Consider the following 25,960-nt stretch of genomic DNA (forward strand, 5'->3'; position numbering starts at 1 on the left):
ACAGGATCATTAAAATGCATTTGTGCAGATAGCTTTTTGCATGTTGCTTTATGCCTATGCGCATTGTTCTATCTGGTTTTTTTGCTAGTTTCGCACATCTATTTAAAATTCCTATTACGGAATTTCACAATACCTATGAAATTAGCCTACTTGAAATTTAGACTTAAAATCAGACCGTTTCATGCTTTTCAACTCGATAAATTTTGCCATATTTTTGCCTATCGTGCTGGCGCTTTACTGGTTTGTCACAAATAAAAGCCTGAAACTTCAGAATACGCTGTTGCTGGTATCCAGTTATTTCTTTTATGCCTGCTGGGATTACCGCTTCCTTTTCCTGCTGATATTCTCTACCCTGCTCGATTATTTTACCGGTCTCAAAATGTTTGAGTCCAGTACCCCCGGGAGGAAAAAGTTTTGGTTCTGGCTGAGTGTATGTGTTAACCTGGGATTCCTGGGTGTATTTAAGTACTTCAATTTCTTCGCCGCTTCTTTTGCCCAGGCAGTAGCATTGCTTGGGTTCCAGGTACACCCGTGGGTGTTAAATATTATATTACCGGTAGGGATTTCTTTCTATACCTTCCATGGCTTGTCATATGTGATAGATATTTACAAAAACAGGATTCAACCGGAAAAAGATTTTGTGGTATACTCTGTTTTTGTGAGCTTCTTTCCCTTGTTGGTAGCTGGTCCTATTGAAAGAGCCACCCACCTGCTGCCGCAAATTAAAAAGCCGCGCAGCTTTGATTACAACCAGGGTGTAGACGGACTCAAACAGATTTTGTGGGGGATGTTTAAGAAGGTAGTAATAGCAGACAACTGCGCGTACTATGCCAATATGATTTTCAACCATTCCGGTGATTATCATGGCAGCACATTGGTCATAGGTGCTTTCTTTTTTACCATACAGATTTACTGTGATTTTTCCGGCTACTCTGATATTGCATTAGGTACCGCCCGGCTCTTTGGTATAGAGCTGTTGCGCAACTTTGCTTTCCCTTATTTTTCGCGCGACATTGCAGAATTCTGGCGGCGCTGGCATATTTCTTTATCATCCTGGTTCCGCGACTACCTCTACATTCCATTGGGTGGCAGCAAAGGAGGCACCTGGATGAAAGTTCGTAATACCTTCATCATCTTTTTAGTGAGTGGCTTCTGGCATGGTGCTAACTGGACCTTTATTGTATGGGGCGCCCTGAATGCCCTCTTTATTATGCCGCTGATCATTTTCAATAAAAACAGGCATCACCTGGAAATTGTAGCAGAGGGCCGGCTGTTCCCTACTTTCCGGGAGTTCATCAATATTGTATTAACTTTTGCACTGGCCAGCTTTGCGTGGATTGTATTCCGGGCAGAAAACATTACACATGCATGGCATTATATCAGTACTATCTTCTCTCCTTCTCTCTTTACGGTGCCGGAAGTAATGCCGGTAAAGATATTTGTGCTGATCGCCATTTTTATGGTAGTTGAGTGGTTGGGAAGAGAACAACAATATGCTATTGCCCGTTTGTGGGTGAACCGCCCTACTCTGATCCGGTGGTCAGTTTATTATGCTATTGTTTTCTGTATATTCTATTTTGCCGGTACTGATCAGCAATTCATCTATTTCCAGTTTTAGACATGAAAAAAATACTTAAAAAGATAGCGCTGTTTCTTTTGCCAATCATCCTGCTGGGAGTCATTTTCGAGGTGATGTTACGCCGCATACCCAATGAATATGCGTATAAAAGAACATATCTCGAACAACATGCCGACAGCATCCAGGTCCTGTTCCTGGGAAGCTCCCATGCTTACCTGGGCATCAACCCGGAGTATATTTCTGTTAATAGTTTCAATGCTGCTATCAGCAGCCAGAGCATTGACTACGATTTACAGATCCTTCAAAAATTCGACCATCAACTCACACACCTGAAGTACGTAGTACTCCCTATCTCCTACTTTACACTATTTACCAACCTGTCGGAAGCAGCTGAGTCGTGGAGAGTAAAGTATTACATGATTTATCTCCAACTGAATAGTTCAAAGAAACTCAGCAACTATACGGAAATATTGTGCGGTAGTTTGGAACTGAACCTGAAAAAGCTGGTGCTTTATTATGTCCGTCACAAACAAACCACGGGGTGCTCTCCATTAGGCTGGCAAATTCCATTTCCTGTTAACCAGGATGTAGCTGCCACCGGGCTGGAAGGCGCTAAAAAGCACACCAACAAAAACAGGGCTTTGTATGCCGAACAAAAGGCCATACTGGAAAAAATCATTGCGCTGGCTAAACAAAAAAATGCCGTCGTACTTTTTTATACACCACCTGCTTACCAAACTTATTACAACAATCTTGATACCGCACAGCTGAATCTCACGGTGAATACGGCACAAGAACTGGTAAAAGAACACGACAACACTTATTACCACTCTTTCCTGAAAGATGCTTCGTTTAACCTCAGCGACTTTTATGATGGCGATCACCTGAATGGCGCTGGCGCAGAAAAGTTTTCCAAAAAAATGGATAGCCTGATACATAGTATTGATAAGGACCGGCAATTGCTGAAATAGCAGAAGGCGTAAAGCAGAAAGCAATTAGCGCGAATGATAGGCGCAAGTACTTTAGTTACTTGTTAATGTTTATCACTCACGCTAATCGCTTTTTGCTTTCTGCTTTATGCCTTCAGCTCCACGGTGGCGCCATTCTTCCGCCTGGAATCATCAGCGGCTTCCATGAAAGCCATCATCTCCAGTGTTTCTTCCGGTGGCACAGGCGGAATGCCGCTCTGGAAGAAGGCGGTGATCTGCAACATCAGTGGGTGATAAGAATTGAAGTCGCCGATAGGCGCAATGGCTTTCTCTCCAAAGGCGTGTCCGCCGAAGCCATAGGGCCCTTTCTTCACTCCTCTCAGCGTACCAATGCGTCCATCTTTCCATACGGCGGTGATATGATCCATATCCGCTTCCGTAGTGCGGGTAAGGCGCTGACAACCGGTTCCCATGAGGGCGTATAACATTTCTACGCCGTGAATGCCGTACCAGAAAAGATCGGGGTGTGTTTTTTCTGTGGGCGAAGGTGTATAAATGTCGACGCCTGTTACTTTACCGATGCTTCCGTCTTTCACCTGCCGGATACTTTCTATAAAGCGCAGGGCGGAAGAAGAGAACGCAGGTACTTTATATTGCGCGGCTGCTTTAAAAATGGCCTGCGTATCTGCCAGGGAAGCGGCGATGGGCTTATCAATGAACACCCGTTTCCCGGCTTTAAACACCGGTAAGGCCTGTTCCAGGTGTACACGTCCATCGTTGGATTCCAGCAATACCACATCACATTTTTTCAATAGCGACGCGATGCTGTCTACCACTTCCACGCCCAGTTCTTTTACCTGTTTCAGGTTACCTGGCACCATTTCCAGGCTGGAAGCAATGTCTTTGCTGCCCTGTGCATAGGCTACCGTAACATGGTATCCGCCGAAGGCAGGATCCGGGGAGGTGGCATTCAACATTTTGGTAAACTCTACGCTATGAGAGGTATCGAGGCCAATGATACCCACCCGGCGGCCATCTGCAGCAGGGTGGGCGGCCATCAGTTTTCCGGCCGGAGCCAGGAGCCCCAGACCAATGCCGGTAATGGCGGCATCACGGATAAACTGCCGGCGGTTATAAGAAGATGTATTCATGCAGGATTATTTTATTTTACTATTTCGATGATGTTACCACTTTGTTTTTCTTTCAGGATCAACTTCGTGCTGCCAAAATGGGTGACTTCTTCTTTAATCAGGTAATGTTGTTCATCATAAGACACCAGGGTAACCGGCTTGGTGAGGCCGGTTTGTCCGCGCCAGATGTCCAGCTCAACCGGTTCCCACTGCTTGCTGGCCGCACTGCGATAAGCTGCGTCGAGAATGGCATTCACCACGTATCCATCGTAGAATGTTTCGCGGGGTGCTCTCTTTTCTTCGATGGCGTTGAACATATCCGCAAACATATGATTATAGCCCAGCTCGTTGAGTTCATCGCCGACCGGGAATAACCAGCCACTGTTGCTTTCTGCTTTTTCGGCGATATAGTCGCCACCCTTACCGGTGGTAAACATGTCAAAACCGGTGCGCAGGAAACTGTTGAGCCAGATCGTTCCTTCGGTACCCATTACTTCATCGCGCAGGTCGAGACCTCCGCGGAAAGTCCAGCTCACCTCAAACTGTCCGATGGCGCCATTTTCATACTTCACCAGGGCAATGGCATGATCTTCTGCTGCAATGGGTTTTACCTGTGTATCTGCCCAACACATCACTTCTACGGGCCTGATGTCTTTACCAATGAAGCTGCGGGCAATTTCTACGCAATGGCAGCCCAGGTCCAGCATACAGCCGCCGCCGGCCTGCTCTTTATCCCAGAACCAGTCGCTGTGCGGCCCGGGATGTGTTTCACGCGATTTGGCCCATAAAATGCGTCCTAACGCTCCCGCCTGTACGCTTTCCAGCGCCCTGGAAAATTTGGGTGTATATACCAGGTCTTCCATGTAGGCGTGGAAAATACCGGCGGCTTCCACGGCCAGCAACATACGTTTTGCTTCGGCGGCATTACGCCCCAGTGGCTTGGTACAGATGACGGCCTTTTTATATTTACAACACAGGTTAACGGCAGCTTCGTGCAGGTTATTCGGCAATGCAATACATACCACATCTACGTCGGGATGTTGAATCGCTTCTTCCATTACGGTGGTGGTATGTGCCACCTTATAATCGATGGCGAACTTGGCCACACTTTCCGCTTTGCGGGAATAAATACTGATAATTTTGTCTTTACTTCTTTGTCCTTGTATGGAATCAGCATAGAATCTGCCGATGAAACCCGCTCCCAGCATGGCAATTTTTCTTCCCATAAAAATTATTTTAAGATTTACGCGTGTTATCTCTGAATAAAAAAAAGAAACATAACATCACCGCCCCACTGAGGGCAGCGGGCGCCAGCCAGATGGGGCGCCAATCATATTGTAATACATTACCTACGGTAGTACTGTTGTGCGAGGCTACAAATCCTGATACATAAGAACCTATCAGCATCCCAATGCCATAGGTAGCAAAAGTAATGAGGCCCTGTGCCGCGCTCCTGACTGTAGCGCCCGCGCGCTGATCGGTATATATCTGGCCGGTAACAAAAAAGAAATCGTAACAAGCCCCATGCAGCAGGACGCCAGTATACAGCATCCATACCTGAGCCTGGTTATCTCCATAGGCGAAGAAAACATAGCGGAGTATCCAGCAGGACATGCCCAGCAACAACATTTTCTTCACGCCCAGCTTTTTAAACAGGAAGGGCATGGCCAACAGGAAAATCGATTCGAAAAATTGTCCCAACGTCATTTTTCCCGCAGCGTTTTCAACGCCAATGGCGTTGAGAAACGGATTGGCTAAACTGTAATAAAATGCCAGCGGAATACAGATGGTGATAGCGGTAATAAAGAACACCAGATAATTGCGTTGTTTAAACAATACCAGTGCATCCAGCCCCAGTATATCCGATAACTTCACCGGCATCCGTGCAGGCGGTGTATGCGGTAAAGCAAAGCTATATACGCCCAGCAACAGGGAGCTGGCAGCCGCTATCCGGAAAGGGATGGCAGTAGCCTCCAGCCCCATGAAACCTATCAGCAAACCCGCAATGATCCATCCTGCCGTACCAAAAACACGCACCGTAGGAAATTGTCGTTCTGTATCCGTCATCTGCCGGAAGGAAACGGAATTGGCGAGCGACATGGTAGGCATGTACAACAATGTGTACAACAAGATGAGCCACCAGAAGCCGGTAAAATCCGGCACATAGCTGATCCAGCAAAGTATAGCCGCGCCCGTTAGATGCAGCACCGCGAGTACCCGCTGTGCGGCAAAAAAACGATCGGCTACCAACCCGATGAAAAACGGCGATATAATAGCCGCTATGGAGAGATTAGCATAGGCTGCTCCCATCTCTACTGCATCTGTCTTCAACGTGGTCATGAGGTAAGTCCCCATGGTCACGTACCACGCACCCCAGGTAAAGTATTGCAGGAACATCAATACGGATAAGCGAATACGAACAGATACTGGCATATATTAATTTCGATTTGAGAAATACCACCAATCGATGTTAAACAGGTGACCGGGCTGTCCATCATTGCTTTTAAATACAAGATACAGGTCGTGTTGTCCTTTTACTGGATGGAAGGGCGCTGTGATCACCTTCCATCCGCTTTTTGCATCCGGCGCCTTTCCTGCCGCCACGGTGGCTTTGCTCACGAGGGCACCATCGGGTTTGTCGAGATGCACTTCTATGGTACCACCTATCCCCTGCTCCTGGATGTTGAACTGGAGACTTAACACATCATCCAGGTATAATTGTTTAAACCGGATGTAGTTATTATGTCCTACATAACCATAACTCACTGCCAGCGTAGTAACGGTACTGATGAATACATTGCCTTCGTCAAAATCTTCTATCTGCACCAGGGGATCCCTTAACAATATATAATCCCTGCTGGTAATCGGTTCTATCTTATTGGCGCCTTTGTCTGTGTAAGTCGCCATCAGCAAATAAGCGCCGTCGTGCCCTTTGCCGGTATGTTTACTCAATGGCCGCATGCCTTGCAGTGGCAGTGATGCGTTGGAATTGGCCAGCGATAAAATGTACTGTACAATTTCCCTGGCATCGGCGGTGGACATGTCCGGATGTGACGACATGGTACGGTTGCCCCAGTTACCACTGCCGCCGGCAATTACTTTGGCCGCCAGTTTGGTAATGTTGGTTTCGTTAGCCGCATATTTGTGTGCTACGTCCATTAAACTGGGTCCTACGGAAGCCGTTTTCTCTGCGTGACAGGCTTTACAGTCGAGCGACCAGAACAAATCGTGCCCACGTGGATGTTCCAGGTGTGTGGCGGCACCGTCTTTACCCAACACCAGCGCCAGGTCTTTCCCTACCGGCATATAGTCAAAGGACACCTGCACCTTGCTGCTGTCTATCGCCCCATCTTCCGGATCTTTTACAATCACGTGGTAATCCAGCAGGGCGTGGTCCCAGTAGAAACCACGGTTGGCGGCTGTTTGAATCTGCACGGTGGGCGGGGTATTTCCTACTTTAATGTCTATGGACGTGGTACCCACACCACCCCGATTATCCGTTACTGTTAGGTCCACTTTATAAATGCCGGGCTGCTGAAAAGTATGGTTGATTTCCATGCCTTCCTGTTGTTGCCCGCCAATATTCCAGGTGTAGCGGAGCTGATCATCTTTGTCGTAGTCGACAGACCCGGCGGCCGATAAATGCACTGTTAGTGGCGCGGCGCCGTACAACTGGCTGCTTTTCACTGCTGCCACCGGTTTGCGGTTGCCTTCTGCGTAGGTAATCTGTACCAGCTTAGCATCTGAGTTTTTAGCAAACCAGTTAGTGCCGTATTCCAGCATAAAAATACTGCCATCGGGTGCGATCTGCATATCTACGGGCGCTGCAAAAGGGATATGTTCCAGGAAGGGTTCCATGCGCAGGTAGTTGCCCGCGGAATCCATGGTAACCGCCATGATCCAGTGTCGTACCCAATCGTAGATAAAGAGTTTGCCGTTATAGTAATCAGATAATTTATAGGGGGCATTTTTATAGCGATCGCTATAGAAAACGGGGCCCGCCATGGCAGATTCTCCGCCTTTGCCCACCATGGGAAAAACGGGAGAAGCCGCATCTCCATACCAGATCATGGCTGGTTGCGCCGGTGGCAATTCACGTACACCGGTGTTGTTGGGGGAGCTATTAATGGGATGCAGCGGGTCTTTCACCGGCCGCTCCTTTTTAGTGGCATAATCCCAAAGCGGATATGGCTGGTTGTTGCCGTTAAAATAAGGCCATCCGAAGAAGCCTGGTTTCCGTGCCTGGTTAATTTCATCGAAGCTCACCGTGCTACCTTCCGGAGAAGGTACTTTGGTATCCGGCCCGATGTCGCCCCAGTATACAAAGGCATTTTTCATGTCTACATGGAACCGGTAAGGATTCCGGCATCCCATCACGTATATCTCCGGGCGACCTTTGGAACCATCTTTAGGAAAGAGGTTACCATCGGGGATGGAATAGCTGCCGTCCGGTTCCGGTTTGATGCGGAGTATCTTTCCTCTCAGGTCGTTGCTATTGGCTGCGCTGGCCTGGTCGTCAGACAGGTGTCTGCCGGGTCTTTCATCTACGGGTGTATAGCCTTCGGTTTCTTCTGCATTCGTGTTATCTCCGATAGAAAGGTACAGCAGTCCACCGGGGCCGAAAGCCAGGTATCCGGCGGAGTGGCAGCAGTAGCGGCGTTGCGTGGGTACCTCCATCACTACCTTTTGGGAAGCCTTGTTGAGGGTATCCCCGTGTAGTTCCAGGCGTACCAGGTTATTATACCATTTTTCACCGGCGGGTGCATAGTAGAAATAGATGTAGTGATTGGTGGCAAAGCCGGGATCCAGTGCTACGCCCAGCAGGCCGTCTTCGATGCCGCGGAACACATCAAAGTGTCCGATGGTTTTGGTTTGATGTAAGCGGGCATCGTACATTTTCACGGCACCTTTACGTTCAATGAACAGTACGTTTCCATCCGGCAGGATACACATTTCCATGGGTTCATCCAGGCCATGGTCCAGCACCGTATAGGTGTAACGGTTAGTATCCGGTGGCAACAGGGTGATGGTGGATTTGTAGTCCGGTAAGGTGTTGTTGCCGATCAGGTAATGTAATGCAGTACGCAGATCATTGGCTGCTACGGCCGGAGAAACGATGTACAACCTGCCGCCATCCTGTACCAGTTCATTGCCAATGGGCTGATCCGCCCATGCGTGCAGCCAGGGCCAGTCTTTGCGCTGATAGCCGGTATCCTTTATGGCGAGGATCCCTCCCCCACCGGATTCCGCATAACGTTTCAATGCAGGCACCGTGCGAAAGTTCAGGCTGTCTGTCAATGAAAAAGGTAAGCATACCGCACTAAAGGTAGCCAGGGAATCTTCCCGGAATAAATGGGTATCGGAAGTAAGTTCCAGTTGCCAGCCTTCTTTACCGGCGGTGGCCTGTAATTGTTTTACCCAGGCATTTTCCTGGTTGGTGGCGAAGCATAAAATCCGGGTAACCTTTCGCTTACTGGTACAGGCAAAAGGCCCTGCCAGCAGGAGTAGTAGACAAAGTTTCTTCATAGCGCGTAGTCATATTCAGGGCCGGCTAAACACGTATAGCCGACCCCGTATCATAGAATCAATAACCAGGGTTTTGTTTGATAGATCCCCCACTCCGGTCTATTTCCAGCTGAGGGATGGGAAACAGGTATTTATTGCCGCTGGCGGGCGCTTTGAAGCTATTGCCTTTGCCATTGGAATACGGTTTGGTAGCATAATCTTTCATGGTAGACACGTAAGTGTTCCAGCGCAACAGGTCAAACAGCCGACCATATTCTCCTCCCAGTTCCACGCGGCGTTCATGTCGTACTGCGGCGCGAAGGTCGCTGGCAACGGTTACCGGAGGCAACGGTGTAGCGGGGATCACCCGTACGCGGGAAGTAGCTTCCACGTCGGTATGAGAAGAAGCTGCCGCGCGACTGCGTACCAGGTTGATATTGTCTGCTACTATTTGTTTGTTGCCGCCGCTTTCCAGTTCTGCTTCTGCATACATCAGTAATACATCGGCATAGCGGATGAGGTACATGGTCCAGGCATCGTTGCCCCAACCTTGTCCACGGCGGTTTTGCGGCAGGAATACTTTACGGTTATGATGTCCGGTGTTGGGATAGTTGGAGAAATCCAGCACCTCTTTACCGCCGGCAGTGGGGAATACATCTCCCTGGTCCAGGACGGTGAAGAGGGCGCGGGGATCGCCGGGTTCAAATGCATCTACGAGCGAGGGTGTAGGGCAATCGAAGCCCCAGCCACCGGCGCTGCGTGGAGAGCAATAGATGGGCTGTGTAGAACCATAGATAAATGCAGCAGGATCATCCCCGAAAATGATCGGGAAAACGGATTCCCTGCTTTTGTATCCATCTTTCAAAAACAATTGCTGGTACTGGGGTTCCAGGCTAAATGCTTTGGAGTCAATCACTTTTTTAGCAGCATCTCTTGCTTTGGTATACAGTGATTTATCGTCTTCTGCAAAGAAGAGATAAGCCCTGGCGAGCAGTGCCCAGGCAGCTTCTTTGTTAGCACGACCCAGTTCTGCATCCGGCATATCGTTGCGGGAAGGTAGTGCGGCGTCTGCGGCCACCGCTTCCAGCTCACTGGTGATGAACTGCATGGTTTCGGCGGCGGTGGCGCGCACAATTTTATTGCGGTCTTCTATTGTCAATGTTTTGGTTAATAACGGCACGCCACCAAAAATACGCACCAGGTCGAGGTAGTAATAAGCGCGCAGATAACGTACTTCAGCGAGGTATCTTTTCTTCACATTATCCTCCAGTGGATTTCCTTTATCATCCAGCAAAGGTGCGCCCGGCAGGCGTTCCAGCGCTACGTTGCAGTTGCCGATACCATTGTAGCAGGCCTTCCATAAATTATACAGGGTTTCATTGTTCGACAATGTTCTGCCATAACCCAGGTCCAGTACAAAGGGGCGGTCGTTGTTATCAGAGCCTCCTTTATCGCTTTCATCGGTTGCCATGTTGCCCAGTTCAGCGATGGCTGCCTGGTAGCCCCAGAAATCATAAAATCCCAGGTAGCAGTTCACTACTGTTTTCATGCCGGCACCCGGCGATTTAAAAAAGTTATCATCCGTTTGTACCCCCAGTGGCGGGCGGTTCAGGTAATCTTTTGAACACGATACGGTCAGTAAAACAGCCAGTAACGGTAAAGTATATACGAGTTTTTTCATGAGTAGCAGTGTTAGTGATTAAAACCTGGCATTCAGTCCGATCATAAAAGTGCGGGCCTGCGGGAAATATCCCTGGTCTATACCCATCAGTTTAGGATCTTCGCTGCCCATTTCAGGATCCAGGCCGCTGTATTTGGTGAACGTAAACAGGTTCTGTGCGCCTACGTATATCCGTAACTGTGGGATGCGGGTACGCTCCAGCCATTTCTCGGGGAAGTTGTAGCCCAGCTGCACATTTTTCAGGCGCAGGTAAGAGCCGTCTTCCACGAAATAATCAGACACACTGTTGTTCAACGCTGCCACAGAAGAAATTTTATAGTATTTATTGGTAGATCCCGCACCATTCCAGGCCTTGTCCAGGAAGCCTTTAGGCGCATTATACCAGCCCGTACCGGCTTCGGTATCATAGCGCAGGATGTTCATCACATCATTGCCCTGTGAGCCTTGCCAGAACATGCTCAGATCAAAGCGTTTAAAGTTGAGGCCAATGTTTACACCGTATACAAAATCCGGCCATGGATTTCCGATCATGGTGCGATCTGCTGCATCCAGCTTGCCATCCGGACCCGGTACTACTTTACCATTGGCATCGGTACCGTTGATGTCTTTGAAGCGGAGATCGCCGGGAGTGCTCACGCCTTTCTGGGGACTTTTATCTACTTCTGCCTGGGTCTGGAAAATGCCGTCGGTTTGCCAGCCGAAATAGTAACCTACCGGCTTGCCTTCTTCTGTTTTGCTGATCACTTCTCCCAAATGGGCAGTGGAGTAAATTGGTTCTCCCCCGCCCATGCTCAGCACCTCATTTTTAAACGTGGAAATATTAGCCCGGATATTATAAGAGAAATCACCGTAGGTATGGTGATGACCAACAGACAATTCCCAGCCTTTGTTGACCATGCTGCCACCATTCATCCAGAAGTTGTTGACCGTAGGATAGCCCATGGTAGCCGGTAATGGCATTACCACCAGCATGTTGTTCACCCGTTTGTTGAAATAATCCACGGTAACGTCCAGTTCACCGTTAAACAACTGGAGGTCCAGCGCCACATCTGCCTGGGAAGAAGTTTCCCATTGCAGGGCAGGATTGGCCATTGTTTTACGTTCTGCACCCAGGAAGCCGGTGCTGGTATTGCCGAATACATAGCGTTGGTAAGTATTGCCGTAAGTGGACAAATACAAACCGCTGCCCCCACCAATATATTGGTTGCCCACGGCGCCGTAGCTGGCGCGGAGTTTACCACTTGTTAACCAGGAAATGCCTGCGCGTTTCAGGAAATCTTCTTCTGTAAAGCGCCATGCGGCGGACGCGGACGGGAACGTTCCCCAGCGATAACCATCACCGAAACTGGAAGTACCATCGCGGCGTACATTCGCTGCCAGGATATAACGGTCAGCATATACGTAATTGATACGTCCAAAGAAGGATTGCAGGGAACTGGAATAAGTGTAGCCGGAAGCACCGGGATTCAGCGTGGCCGCATCAATGATGCGCATATCAGGATCGTTGTTGACGATGCCCTGTTTGGAAGCGCCATAGTTCAGCCCTTTGGTTAGTTCTGTGGAAATACCCGCCAGCGCAGTGATATGGTGTTTTCCAAATGTTTGATCGAAGTTGAGGGTGTTTTCCCACACAAAATAATTACCCCAGCTGGAATTATTGCTAACGGTGTTATAGGTAGCGTAGTCGAAAGGATTCAGGAAATAAGAAGGTGAAAAACCTTTGGAGATACCGCGGGAAATATCCATGCCGAAGTTGGTACGGAAAGTAAGTGGATCAATGATCTTCACATCCAGTGCGGCGCCGCCTTTGATCGCAATACCCTCCCACACGCTTTGCTGCATGCGCTCTACCTGTGCTACCGGGTTAGGTTTGTTGGAGTACAGGATACCGGCGTAGCGGGAATAAGGGTTATTGGCTTCATAACCATCCATAATGCTGTTAAAGAAAGCAGGTACATTTTTCAGGTTGTTACGATACACCGGTGTAATGGGATCGGCGGTCATAGCGCTGAAAATGGTGCCGGTAAACGGATTATTTTCATCTACGTTACGACGGCTTTCATATACCAGGTTCATGTTGGTAGTAAGTTTCACGCGGGAGCTGATATCGGCGCCTACATTGGTTCTCCAGGAGATGCGTTCGTAATCAGATCCTTTCACAATACCCTCCTGTTTCATATAGCCGGCACTGGTAGCATACACAATGCTTTTGCCGGCGCCACTTAAGCCTACATTATAGCTTTGTATAGGCGCATTGTCCCGGATAACTTCTTTCCACCAGTCGGTGCCATTGGCACTGCCGGTATTCTCTGTTACAAATTTGAGCAGTTGTGCTCTTTTTTCTTCTGTGTCCATACTGGCGGGTAAAGGGGATCCACCCGCTACAGCGGCTCTTTGCTTGTACGTCATGAATTCGGCTGCATTGAGCATATGCGGGCGTTTCCAGGCGGACTGCATACCGGTGTAGGTATCGAAGGTCACGTGCATTTTCTGATCGGTGCGACTCCCTTTGCGGGTGGTTACAATCACCACACCGTTAGACGCCCTGGCGCCGTAGATGGCGGCGGTAGAGGCATCTTTGAGGATGTCCATGGATTCAATGTCGTTGGGATTGAGCCAGCCAATATCTGTTTGTGGTAAGCCATCTACGATGTAGAGCGGGCTATTCTGCCCGTTGATAGAGCCGATACCGCGAATACGTACCACGGGAGGAGAACCGGGGCTACCGCTGCTTTGTACAACAGTTACGCCGCTTACTTTTCCCTGTAAGGCTTCGGCGGCGTTCCGTACGGGTACATTGCGCAAGTCTTTACCTCCCAGGGAGCTGATAGCACCGGTAACATCTTTTTTCTTCTGGGTACCATAACCGATTACCACTACTTCATTAAGGCCGCTGGTAGATTCTTCCAGCACGATACGCAGTGGTTCGTTGTCCTTCACGGTTACTTCTTTGGGTTCAAAACCCATGTAAGTCACCACCAGTACAGCGCCTGCGGAGGCAGTAAGCGAGAAGTTCCCCGTAGCATCTGTAATGGCGCCCTGGCTGCTGCCTTTCACTTTCACGGAAACGCCCACCAATGGGGTGCCTTTCGCATCTTCCACGCGGCCGGACACCTTATCTGCGGCGGTTTCTGTGCGGGGAGAAATGATCACCAGGTTTTGATCTACAATTTTGTAGGTCATGGCGCTATCCAATACGCGGCTCATGATTTCACTGAGGCCGGCATCTTTTACCTGCAGGTCAATTTTGCCCAGCCGACGGATGGAGTTATAGTTATAGAAGAAGCGATAATTGCTTTCTTTCTGTATTTTCTCAAAAATTTTGTCTGCATCCGTTTTCACAAAAGACAGGGTGAATTTTTCCTGGGAAAAAACGGTAGCGGAAGCATGCAGGCAGGATATCAGCACCAATACAAAGCATAACTTCATAAAGAGGAATAGTTTGAGTGTCTGGCGGAGCGCATAGGATGCCCTGCCAAATCTTCTTTTTTTCATAGATTTGTTTTAGAAAGGTTTGTAAAGAAGGGTGTAAGTGTAGTTTCGAAGCCCGCTTACCCCTGTTGATACATTTCAGCCTTTTGAAGGAAGAGTGAATGCTCTTCCTTTTTTATTCCCCTTTTCAGGTACTGCAGTGATAAGTGTGTGTTTGCATTACAGGTAGTTTTTTTGGTTTGATAAAATGTTGATTGGTTTGTTTTTCATTTGGACAGATAGACGTGTTGCTGATCTATCTTATAGTGGAATGGTGTAATCATTTGTAGCAGTTGCAATGCTTTACCGATATTTTCTTTTTCAAATACGCCGCTGAGTATTTCCGTTTTCAAACTATTGTCTTCAAAAGAGATGGTGACGTTGAACTGTCGTTCCATTTTCCGGGCTACTTCTTCAAAGGTTTCATTCATGAAGGCCAGTTTCTGATCACGCCAGGCGGTTTCCATAACGAGGCTGGTATCGGCGGTGCCATTGAGTCCCTGTACCTGGAAGTTCACGTGCGGGGATGGCTGTGTTGTGGTGGTGTTGGGTTTTACGGCCAGCACCAGTTTCTCATGTGGCAGCAGGATTACTTTTTTCTCCGGGCTGTTGCGCATGATTACCTGTACTTTTCCTCCTATCACGGTTACTTCAGACCGGCTATCGTCGTCGTAGGCTTTGATATTAAAGCAAGTGCCCAGTACGTGTACATCCAGGTTGCTGGTGTGTACAATAAAAGGCAGTGCTTCATTTTTGACAACGTCCAGGAATATTTCCCCGGTAACGGTGATGTTGCGGTTATGGCGGTTAAACCCCGCATCATAGCTAATTTTGCTGCCTGCGTTAAGCCATACGGAGCTGCCATCGGGGAGCAGTGCTTTCACGGTTTTGCCCAGGGGCGCTGCCAGTTGTTGCCGGGCAGCGGCCAGTGGTGCCACTTTACGCTGCTGTGTCATTTGCCAGCCGATACCGGCGGCCAGGATAAGACCGATGATAGCAGCGGCCGCCCACCAGAAACCGGCTTTACGGAGCAGCGGTGTAGGCGCTACCGTTAGTTTACCTGCCACCTGTTCCCATCCGGCGGTGGCGAATGCGGTAGCTGCGGTTTCATCGTTGGCGCCAATGGCATCCACTACGCTGGCCAGGTAAGCCGCATCAGGATCTGCCGCCAGTAAACGGGCCAATTCTTCCAACTCTTCTATAGTGGCAGCCTGTCCTGCTTTTTTTGCCAACAGTGCTGCAATTCGTTCTGATTTCATTTATTTCCAGATAGGATCTTGTATAGGGACACGAATGGAAAAGAGATTCCCTAAGGGATGGGAAAAAATATTTTTTTGCCTTGGGACAGGATTATACTGATTATACTGATTTCTATTTTTTGATTATAAAAGAAGAAATCAACTTCTATCTCCCCATTTTTTAAACTCAAAAACAAAAATCAGTATAATCAGTATAATCCTGCCCCAAGACAAAGTCCGCGTCAGCAATGGTGAGCGCTGTTGCCCGGCACTGGCGTGAAGGGTTGCAGTTGGACTGCCAGCTTTTTCATGGCAATAGTGAGTTGTGCGTCTACTGTTTTGGGAGAGATCCCTAAAATACCGGCTACTTCTTTATACGATAGTTCGTCTTGTTTTACCAGTTTAAAGATGAGCTTACATTTGGGTGGTAGTTGCTGGATGGCGGCGGCAATGGCTTCCTGCAGTTCATGGGTCAGCAGTAGTTGCGCGGTATCTGCTTCGAGGCGGAAATGTTGTACATGGAGGGAGTCCAGGTCTGTTTCCGTAAAGATGGTGGCTTTACGCAGGTAATTCAGGGAAGCGTTTTTCACCGCTACGTAGAGGTATACTTTTATTTCGCTGATCTTATCGAGCTGATGCCGTTTTTCCCAGAGCTTCACAAATACGTCATTTACGATCTCTTCCGCCGGCTGTCGCTGTTTCAGGAATGCAAAAGCAAACTGGTATAATCTGAATACCTGCTGCTGATACAGCGCTTTGAAGGCTTGTTGGTCGTCATGAAATTGTATGCGATATAGTAACGCTTCCATGGTCACGTGCATACCACAAAATAAAATTTTTCTGATAAACCCAACTACTTTTTAATAAAAAATACTAAATATTATTTCATTCACAATAATTCTGCAAAACAAAAACCCTGCAACAACTAGTGCTACAGGGCTTTGTTTGGGTTAATGGTTGGTTGGCTTGATTAAAATCTTTCCCTATATGACATACTGACTATTTTCCCGAAGCCGGTATATTCTTCTTTTTTACTGAGGGCGGCGTGATTCACCAGGAAATCCTGTGCGAAATAGAAGCTCACTGTACCGGTACCAGGATCCGGGTTGGCCGGGTCATAGGTAGCGATGCCCAGCCAGTTGGCTTTATACGGTGGCAGGTTGGTGGTATTCGGCACCCCGTTGATATCCCCATTGTACACATCTCTCCCAGCGGTGAATTGGTGCTGATCTAACCAGGAGATTTTGCGATTGCCCGCATCATATACCAGGTAGTATTGGGAGGGGAAGTCTTTGTGCACAGCATATACCTTTGTGCCTGCGCTATAAAACAGGGTACCATAATTTTTGTCGATGGTAAACAAAGTGGCTTTATCAATTTCCGGGGCAGTAATTTTTGTCATGGTATTTTGTGTCACCACGTTACGCGCATCGAAGGTGAGCAGCCAGTAAACCCCTGCGGGGTCGCGCATCACGGCATAAGTAAGGTTCAGACCATCCATGCTTTTCATCCATACCAGGTCCATTCCTACGTTGTCAAAATCAAACAGCGGTGTGCCGGCGGGTGCGGGGATGGTAGAGCAGTTGCCATCTTCCGGGAAACTGCGGAGGAAACGTTTCTTATTCACGTCAAAGAGTACGGTGTACTCTGACCAGGAATAAGTGAATGCCCGTCCTAAAAAAGGAGCGGCTTTGAATTCTCCCTCGCCTGTTACCTGATTGATGCTATTTACATAATAGTTATAGGCATTTCGCTCATAAAAATTTCCTTTCCCATCATACAGATAGCAATCTTCCCGGTGTGTAGAGCCTTCGCCGTTACCCACGAAACCGGGTATAAAAGTGGTGCTATCTGGTGGTATCAGGAATTCATTGCGTACATTCCATTTGCTGGTGGTGTACATATAATCTCCTCTCATTTTCCAGGTACCCTGATCTGTACTCAGATATACCCAGGAACGATCTGCCACCGACAATTTGGGGCCATGGAAAAGCGCAGGTACTGCATTATAGGTACTGGTATAATAGAAAGCAATTTTTCGCGGCCCTTTGAGTGGCCTGGGTAAATCGGGCGACTGGTCCAGGATATTATGCACAATATTGGAGCTGCCATTGGCATAAGCGATCATATCGAGTTGGGCATCTCCCTTTACATCGCTCAGTACAAGCCATCCTTCATAGGTAGCAGACCCCACCACCAGGTTATTGGTATGTTGTAAATATACCTGGTTGCTTTTCTTGTCACGAACTTCCAGGTAAAGGCCATAACGGCCTACCGGCACCCATACTTTCACCGCCAGCACACGGGTGGAGCTTACCACTACTGCCGTAGATAATTCTTTGGTAGAATCCCGCTGGCCAATAATCCAGCGGTAGCTATACAACGTAGTATCGTCTACGTTAGCTCCGTCTATGCTGAGCTTTACAACAGGTGTTAACTTCAGTGAGTCAAACTGGTTAACAAGAATAGCATTAGGCAAAGAATCGATTTGTATTTCGTTGACTTTTTTATAGTCATAGTTACCCAGGTCTTTGTAACATCCACTACAGATGAGGATAGTGAAAGCTACCAGTACACCGGTCCAAGCTATTATTGATATCTTCATAGATTTATTTTTCCTGGTTAATAAAAGGGGATTACTCACAGGCCGCACCGCCACCATCGCTAGACTCCATTTCAAATATTTCACCCGTATCATCATCCTGATCCATCACCGGGTGTTGTGCCTGTCTTGCTTTCGCGAGATGGCAATTGTATACCTGGGCCAATCCAAGCAAATAGCTGATAGATGGTTGATCTGCCAACAGCGAACCCAAAGGAATATTCAAATCTGTGATCAGCATCTTCATTTTGGTAAGGGAAAAATTACCAAAGCAATAATTACCCAGGCTGTTATCAGACTTCCACCAGGTGGGTTGCGGCAGATTATCTGCTACCGCATATGTACGTGTAAGCGTACTCTTGTACCTGTCAGGGTTTGTTTTCACCAGCTTATGATAATAAGTGGTTTTGAAAGCATCGTTACTTTCCAGTTGCACCGTGAGAAACAGGTTTTTCTTGCGAAGCAGCTGATCCCGGCGCACTGTTACCGGCACCGATGCCGATGCCCTGCCGTGCCGGATCACACAGTCTTCCTGCTTAATGGAATACACACTGGCCGGCAACGTGCTGGTACCTAAAACAGACAAACTAAAAGGCCGGTCATAACCAACTGTATCTCCCGTGGAAGACACCGTCATCAGGAAAGTTAACGCTGTGGCCTGTTCATCAAAAAAACCAAAATTCGTATATAGGGTATCTATAGCTGCCGTATCGATGGCACTATTGGTAAAAAGTGTGTACGCTATTTTCCCGTTTGCATCTGCCACTCCTGAATATAGTTTATCAGGTGAGGGGGAGAAGTAAATATTATTACCTGCATGAAAGTCCATCAGTCCTGCTTTTCTACAGGAAAAGATGAATATTATCCCTATCAGCAGGAGTACAGTATGTGCAAAGTATTTTTTCATTTTCCTGGATTAATAGTGAATAAATCAGGGTTGATGTACAATTTTTTCGTCATCCGGTATCGGCACTACATATTGGGCACGGCCCATTTTAATGGTAGCGGTAGTAGTAGTAACTGTTTGATCTGGAATAGAAGCCGTATTCTGTCGCTTATAGTAATAGAATAGTTGTCCTTCTCCATAAAACTCTCTTCTGTATTCCCTGGTCAGTTCTGTAGTGAGATTAGCCGTAGCTGCTACCGGTTGCGTATTTCTCGCCACCCGCAATGTGCTTAAGTATTGGATACCAGTAGTCTTATCTGGTGCTGCTTCCGCCGCAATCAAATAACATTCCGCCGCCCGCATCACAGGCACCATCACATTTAACTGACTGTTGCCATAGTAAATGGGAGCATACTTAAACAGGCATTTGCCGGAGCTGGAACCATCTGGTGGCGCAGCCCACACAGCTGATTTAATGCGCACATCAGAAGTTTCGCTGTAAATGCTGTTGAGAATATCCAGGCGGGGGGTTAGCATCCCCTCCCCTCTAAGTGCATAAGAAAACAATTGATTATAACTAAGGGGCAGTTTGATGTTTTGCAATTCGAATACACAATCGCCCAACAGTGAAGGGTCTGCTTTTACACTGGCATCTTTCGTATCTGTAAAGGGAAACAGCAAAGGCTGTAAGGCGATTACTTCCTGTGCTGCTGAAAGTGCACCTGGTTTATCGCGACGGTACAGCAGCATCCTTGCCTCCAGTGTTTTAGCCGCGTAATAATTGAAACGTAATGTACGGGCCGAAGTAAAAATGTGCGTGGTATCGCCCGAACTACCATATTTTATCACCGGGTCGTTCTTCAATAATACCAGTGAGGCGCTGATATCTGCCTGTAAACTATCCATCAGCTGATTAGCCTTTAAATAAGGTCTTGCCATCAGCGAACGATAGCTATAATAAGGTACTGATACCGCTACGGAATCAATACTTCCATAAACAGGGCCATATAAACGTAACACATCAAAATGCAGAAACGTGCGCAGTGCCAATGCTTCCCCCTTGATCAGGTGGTAGTTGTCGCCGCTAAACAGCTGTTGCTGTCTGTCTATATTATCCAGTATCAGGTTCAGGTTCGCAATTTGTCCGTAAAGGTTAGACCATACCGCTTTTAGTAATCCTTTGGTTTTGTTATCGGTATAATTATAGGTAGCTAAACCGCGATAAGCGTAGTTGCTTCCCTGGTAGTAACGTTGTGCCAGTACATCTGGAATAGCCATACTCAGCTGGCCACCATACATATCAAAAGAGGTCATGGAAAGATATACGCCATTCAACTGGTTCATATATCCTACTTCCGTAGCAAAAGCATCTTCCAATGCTACTTTTGTTTCCGGCTTTACATCCAGGTATTTATTACAGGCGCTGGCAAACAACAGGATACTTGCTGCCAGGCATATATGTTTTAGTAGCTTATTCATAGCAGTTGATTGATATTCCTTAAAATGTAGCATTGACCTTGAAAGAGAAAGAGCGGGCGTAGGGATAATCGATACCACGTTCTCTTTTAATATTAGATAACCGGAAAATATCATTCATATAACCGGTTATATTGAGCCCCTGTAATTTCAAAACCTTCAGCCATTTCGATTGATAAAAATTATAGGAGGCAGAAAAAGATTCTCCACTCAATGTATTTTCGGTTTGTATAAAGCGGGACGACATATTGGAACTCCCCCATCCTGCCCCATCGCCTGTCCAGTAGGTAAGGTCAGGAATGCCTACAAACCGGGCCTTGTCCCCCACTTTCTTCCAGCGGTCGTACAGCGCCCTTTTATCCAGGTTGCCATTATATACCTGGTTACGTTCCAGGTTCTCTACTTTCCCGAACAGTGCATTATTAAACTGCTGGGACCTCCACATATAGCGCATCACTACGTTTAAAGACAGTCCTTTGTATTGACCGGACAAGCCGATAGCACCCTGCATGAGTGGCATAGAGTTCCCTACTTTTACAATATTGGTTACATCATACGTATAGGTGAGCTCTCCGTCTTTTGTCAGGAACATTTCCCTTCCTGTTGCCGGATCTATACCCATAGAGCGCACTGCCCATAAATCATCCGGATGACCGCCATCTTTATAGCGTTGTAAGTTTTGATTCACCAGTTGATAATCCTGGAAAGAGCCATCTTTACTGCCTCCCACGGCATTCTGGTTTTGCCGGTTCAATAAGTCTAATGCGTTGCCGAGTCCACCATAAGTAGTGCTTTCTCGTTTACCCATTACATTTATACGCAGGGAAATCCGGTCTTTCGGAATATCAATCACCGCAGCAGAAAGGGTAAAGTCAAACCCTTTGGTGCGGGAATTTCCTACATTAAACATGATGTTATCGCTGCCGGTAGACGGCGCATTGCCAATGTCCACAATCAAGGGGTCCGTAAAATTATTGTATACATTTGTCACCAATGAAATGCGTTCCCGGAACATGCGTACATCCAGTCCAATGGTTTTCTTCAGGGTTTTCTGCCAGGCCAGGTCTGCATTCCCCCAGGTGTCTACTTTAGTTCCCAGCCCAAACATGTTTACCATGGCCTGATTATACATGAGGGTGGTAAATGAGTTATAAGCGGCAAAGTTCTGGTTCCCAGGATTACCAATACTACCTCTCAATTTGAGATAACTGATCCATTTCACGGGCTTTAAAAAAGGCTCATTGTGCAGGTTCCAGGAAGCGCCTACCGTCCAGGTATCGGTATATCTTCTGCTGGCGCCAAAGATGGAGGAGCCATCTTTGCGGTAGTCGAAGTCCACCATATACTTTCGACGCCATCCATAATAAGCATTCACGAAACCGCTAACAGAGCGGGTAACCGCTGTTGTGTAGCCAGGCGTGCCACCTTCCGGATACCCTGAACCAAATGCAGGGGAAATTTGCTGCACGGCCGGAAAACCAGTTACCGTATAGCTATTCATGATATTTTTAGAGCCGTCAAAGTAAAATCCGGGTACTACATTTAGCTCATGTACGTTATTCCATATCTTACCGTAGCTGGCCTGTAAGAAGCCCTGGTAGTTAAACCGGCGCATACGTGTATCGCTGTAACTACCCCGTTGTGCTACCTCGTTATTCTTAAACTCCTCCATTTCCGGTGAATGATATACTTCCCTTTCATTGGTGCCATAGGTCATCGCAAATTTGGCTTCAATCCTGAGCTGATCATTAACCATGTAGTAAGACTGCAACTGGTTAGTGAACTCCACATCCTGGGTCTGATCTTTTTTAGGTAACCGAGCCTGGTACAAAGGGTTCCAGACATATACATCTCCGTCGTTGTAAAGGTCATTTCTTACTTCCAGGTATTTATCCATAGAAGGTTTGTAATATGGAATGGTATTTACAAAATCCGAGAAACTGCCATATTCTGATTCTTTCGCTTTAAAAGTATTCAGCAATATGCGGTTGGAGAAAGAGAATTTACCGGGGCGATATACCAGGTCTACGTTAGCGCTGGCGGTATTCCGCTGGGATCCTTTCATCACGCCGGGTTGATCCCGGTATTTAGCACCGATACCATACCTGAATTTATTATCTCCTCCATCGGCCTGTATGGAATAAGTATTTGCCAGGGAAGTTTTACGAATAGGATATCCCATCCAGTAGGTATCTACACCACTTAATACATCCGTGAGGTGTTTATTGTAAGCCTGTTGCAGCTTATTGTATTTAGCGGTATTATCCAGGCTGGTAGTATACATATTGGTGAGCCTTTCAAACTCCAGTTTTTCTGCGGCATTCATCATGTTATAGTCACGCAGATCGGCAAAAGACGTCGTATTATCGAGGGTGAGGGAAAGATTCATTTTACCTGGCCGGGGTAATTTTGTTTCAATTACAATAACACCGTTGGCCGCTTTGGAGCCGTAAATGGCAGTAGAGGCCGCATCTTTCAACACTGTTACTGCTGCAATGCGGTTCATGTCCAATCCGATTACCGTTTCGATAGTTGTTTCAAATCCATCGAGAATAAACAATGGTTGATTGGGATCTTTTGAAAACTTGTCTACCGTACCAATGATGCTGGATTTTCCCTGGATCACCATATTCGGCATCACATTGGGGTTAGACCCTGCCATGTTATTATCGATGACGATGAAAGCGGGGTCGAGTGATTTCAGGCTTTGCAGCACATTCTGGTTGCCTACGGTATTCAATTGTTCGCCGGTGTAAGTGGCGGCATCACCGGTAAAGCTTTCTTTGCGGCGGCTGAAGATACCAGTGGTCACCATTACCTCCCCGATACGTTGTACTTTACGTTGCAAGGTGACGTTAAAAACAGATTTACCGGCAACAGGCTGCTCCAGTGTTTCATAGCCCAGCATGCTATATACCAGGACAGATCTTGCGTCTGCAATGGCTAATGTAAAGTCCCCTTTCTCATCCGTGATGGTGCCTCGTGGTGTACCTTTCACACTGATGGTAACCCCTGCCAGTGGTACTTTCTGCGGATCTGCCACATGACCATGAATCATCACCTGCTGCGTAGATGTGTTCACGGGAATAACATCGACTACGTTTTTACGGATGAATACAGATTTATCTGCGTCCACCAGTTCATACCTGAGGGGGCTACCGGCCAGGCAGGCATTGAGCGCTTCGCGCAGGGAAACATTGTGCAATGACACGGTAACTGGCGCCATACTATTCAGCAATTGCTGATCCCAGAAAAAGGCGTAGCCGGTTTGTTTTCCCAATGCCGTGAATACTTTATCCAACGGCATTTTTCGGACAGTTAAATTTACCTGTTGCCCATATGTGGTGGCACTCACCTGTAGTGCGGCCACCAGCAACAGCATGGCAGTCATCTTCATAACCGACAACATTTTGGTTGACGAAAAATTCATGTGGTTGGTTTTTGATTTTTAACGAGTCCGCGTCTGACAGGCATAGCATTAGTACTCCCGCTTGCCACGTTGCAATACGCTGAACTTTCTTTGGTTGATATTGATACTATTATAATGTCGGATCAGGGCATAATGGTGATTACCCGGTTTGTTTGTTTAATGTTAACACCACTTTTCTTCAGAAATGCGATGAGTGTAGACAGTTGTGTATTCCTGCTCATGATACCGCCAAACTGCCGGTCAGGCACCTCTCCTTCGTATCGGACCTCCACATCATACCAGCGTGCTACCTGCCGCATCAGCCCTTTCAGGCTGGTGGCATTTAATGCCAGCAATCCGTTTTTCCAGGCGGTGACCTGCTCTATATCAGCAGCTGCCAGGGATAGCGCCCCCGCTTTTACTACTGCCATATTTCCCGGTGTTACCAACGTTTGTTGTCCTTCGTAACCCACTTTAATGCTACCGCTCACCAGCGCTGTTTGCTGGCTTGGTTCATCGGTATAGGCCATGATATTAAATGCCGTTCCCAACACCTGTATGGTGGTTTTATCGCTTTGTACCACAAATGGTTGGGCAGCATCTGGTGCTACTTCGAAATAGGCTTCTCCGCTCAGTACTACTTTTCTTTCTTTGCCAGCGAAAGCAGTAGGATAGTACAGTGAAGAGGCGGCGTTGAGCCATACCCGGCTACCGTCTGGTAACAGCAACTGGTATTGTCCACCTCTTGGTGTAGTAAGGGTATTATAGGTGACTGTGGTGGTGGCCGCATCATATTTTAGTTGCCCTTCTTTTTGTATGATATTGCTTTTACCCAATGGAATGATTTTGCTGGAACTATCCAACTGTACTACCGCACCATCCGCCAATGTGAGCAGGGCTTTGTTGCTGCCAGCCGGGATGACGGCAGCTACGGCTGGAGTGTTTACCGGCGCCCTTGCAAGCCAATAGCGGCTTCCGGCAATGGCTACCAGCAGTAATACAGCGGCAGCCGCATAGTACGTCCAGCGTATAAGCTTCACCGTTGTCAGCTCGGCTTCCCTTTCCCGGATCTTATGCTGAATCTTAACCAATAGCGATTGATCAGCGGGGGCATCCGTTGAGAAATGTTGTATTTGCTGTTCATAATGTTGCAACAACCACTCGTAGTCTGTAGTAGCAACAGTTTTAATGGCGTCGCCCAGTATTTGTTCCTCTGCGGAAGAAAGGGTGCCGGCCAAAAATTTGTCCATTAAAAGGATAATATGATCTCTTTGCATAGCCATTGTCCATAGTAAGACGGATGAGCCAATCAAAAGCACACCTTTCTTTTAAAAAATATTTTTAACGGAGGGGAGGAAAGCAGTAAATCAGTAGCAGGATCACTGGCATATCTATGCCTGCATGGGTTTTCAGGTAATTTTTCACAAACTTCACTGCATCATATAATTGTTTTTTGACGCCGAATTTGGTGATCTGTAAAGTATCGGCTATTTCATCAAGTGACAGGTCCTGCTCATGGCGCATGGCGAAAATCTTCCTTTTCTGATCAGACAGCAGGGAGATGGCACGCTGAGCAATGGCGGTATACTCTTTAAAATGACTGCTGTCGGTTACTTCTTCGTGTTGTGCCGGTTGTTGCTGGGTAAGGGTATGCACCAGCTGTTGCTGCAGCTGCTGGCTACGGTGCCAGTCGCGCAGGCGGTTACGGGCCATCATAAAAAGATAAGCCTGCAAAGACTGAATAGTGATCAACATATCCCGTCGCAGCCAGAGTTTAAAGAAAACATCCTGTATCACCTCATCGGTATCCTGCCTGGAGCAGCCGGTAAGCGGATAAATAAACAGGTGTAGCTTTGGTTGATACTGGTTATAAAGCGTAGCAAACGCTTTTTCATTTCCTTGCGAAATCCGCTGTATTAGTTCCTGTTCGCTCAAGGGACTAATCATATTATTAGCTTTTTTTTACCGCCGGCTATTTCCTGGTGGTTATTTATTCGCCTAAAGTATAAAAAAAAAATTCCCCCGCAAGATTTGTTTATCCGGCGGGGGAATCG

Annotated in this window: 16 protein-coding genes; 2 read left to right on the plus strand and 14 right to left on the minus strand. The window is 47.4% G+C overall.

The window, feature by feature from the left end:
- Positions 1-181: 181 nt before the first annotated feature.
- Both AC5ZC7_RS17970 and AC5ZC7_RS17975 read left to right on the plus strand, forming a co-directional pair.
- Positions 182-1,618, plus strand: coding sequence for an MBOAT family O-acyltransferase (locus AC5ZC7_RS17970; RefSeq protein WP_496157525.1), 1,437 nt, complete (start codon positions 182-184; stop codon positions 1,616-1,618).
- Between the two features lie 2 nt (positions 1,619-1,620).
- A complete protein-coding gene (locus AC5ZC7_RS17975) occupies positions 1,621-2,550 on the plus strand; it encodes a DUF1574 family protein (protein ID WP_496157524.1) in 930 nt (309 codons plus the stop codon).
- 104 nt (positions 2,551-2,654) lie between these two features.
- Here AC5ZC7_RS17975 and AC5ZC7_RS17980 read toward each other — a convergent pair whose 3' ends face one another.
- From AC5ZC7_RS17980 to AC5ZC7_RS18045, 14 genes are all read right to left on the minus strand, one after another.
- Complete coding sequence (locus AC5ZC7_RS17980; protein ID WP_496157523.1) at positions 2,655-3,659, minus strand: Gfo/Idh/MocA family oxidoreductase; 1,005 nt, start codon at positions 3,657-3,659, stop codon at positions 2,655-2,657.
- An 11-nt stretch (positions 3,660-3,670) separates the two neighbouring features.
- Complete coding sequence (locus AC5ZC7_RS17985) at positions 3,671-4,864, minus strand: Gfo/Idh/MocA family protein (RefSeq protein ID WP_496157522.1); 1,194 nt, start codon at positions 4,862-4,864, stop codon at positions 3,671-3,673.
- 10 nt (positions 4,865-4,874) lie between these two features.
- On the minus strand, positions 4,875-6,071 hold the full coding sequence (locus AC5ZC7_RS17990; protein WP_496157521.1) for an MFS transporter: 1,197 nt from the start codon (positions 6,069-6,071) through the stop codon (positions 4,875-4,877).
- Between the two features lie 3 nt (positions 6,072-6,074).
- Positions 6,075-9,164 (minus strand): PQQ-dependent sugar dehydrogenase, encoded by a 3,090-nt coding sequence (locus AC5ZC7_RS17995; protein ID WP_496157520.1) that lies wholly within the window; start codon positions 9,162-9,164, stop codon positions 6,075-6,077.
- Positions 9,165-9,222: 58 nt separating this feature from the next.
- Positions 9,223-10,824 carry a RagB/SusD family nutrient uptake outer membrane protein gene (locus AC5ZC7_RS18000; RefSeq protein ID WP_496157519.1) on the minus strand — a complete coding sequence of 534 codons (1,602 nt, stop codon included), beginning with the start codon at positions 10,822-10,824 and terminating at the stop codon, positions 9,223-9,225.
- A gap of 18 nt (positions 10,825-10,842) precedes the next feature.
- Entirely contained in the window at positions 10,843-14,319 is a 3,477-nt protein-coding gene (locus tag AC5ZC7_RS18005; protein ID WP_496157518.1) for a SusC/RagA family TonB-linked outer membrane protein, read from the minus strand.
- A gap of 203 nt (positions 14,320-14,522) precedes the next feature.
- Complete coding sequence (locus tag AC5ZC7_RS18010; protein ID WP_496157517.1) at positions 14,523-15,554, minus strand: FecR domain-containing protein; 1,032 nt, start codon at positions 15,552-15,554, stop codon at positions 14,523-14,525.
- A gap of 221 nt (positions 15,555-15,775) precedes the next feature.
- A complete protein-coding gene (locus AC5ZC7_RS18015) occupies positions 15,776-16,354 on the minus strand; it encodes an RNA polymerase sigma-70 factor (protein WP_496157516.1) in 579 nt (192 codons plus the stop codon).
- Between the two features lie 149 nt (positions 16,355-16,503).
- The gene (locus AC5ZC7_RS18020) at positions 16,504-18,138 is read right to left on the minus strand and encodes a PKD-like family lipoprotein (protein ID WP_496157515.1); all 1,635 of its coding nucleotides are present in this window, start codon (positions 18,136-18,138) and stop codon (positions 16,504-16,506) included.
- A gap of 31 nt (positions 18,139-18,169) precedes the next feature.
- Positions 18,170-19,042 carry a DUF4843 domain-containing protein gene (locus AC5ZC7_RS18025; protein WP_496157514.1) on the minus strand — a complete coding sequence of 291 codons (873 nt, stop codon included), beginning with the start codon at positions 19,040-19,042 and terminating at the stop codon, positions 18,170-18,172.
- A gap of 24 nt (positions 19,043-19,066) precedes the next feature.
- Positions 19,067-20,500, minus strand: a complete 1,434-nt coding sequence (locus AC5ZC7_RS18030; protein WP_496157513.1) for a RagB/SusD family nutrient uptake outer membrane protein — start codon at positions 20,498-20,500, stop codon at positions 19,067-19,069.
- 19 nt (positions 20,501-20,519) lie between these two features.
- Positions 20,520-23,927, minus strand: coding sequence for a SusC/RagA family TonB-linked outer membrane protein (locus tag AC5ZC7_RS18035; RefSeq protein ID WP_496157512.1), 3,408 nt, complete (start codon positions 23,925-23,927; stop codon positions 20,520-20,522).
- Positions 23,928-24,049: 122 nt separating this feature from the next.
- On the minus strand, positions 24,050-25,156 hold the full coding sequence (locus AC5ZC7_RS18040) for a FecR domain-containing protein (RefSeq protein ID WP_496157511.1): 1,107 nt from the start codon (positions 25,154-25,156) through the stop codon (positions 24,050-24,052).
- A gap of 91 nt (positions 25,157-25,247) precedes the next feature.
- Complete coding sequence (locus AC5ZC7_RS18045; protein WP_496157510.1) at positions 25,248-25,853, minus strand: sigma-70 family RNA polymerase sigma factor; 606 nt, start codon at positions 25,851-25,853, stop codon at positions 25,248-25,250.
- Positions 25,854-25,960 lie beyond the last annotated feature (107 nt).

It is taken from the genome of Chitinophaga sp. 9-1-y (assembly GCF_059511905.2).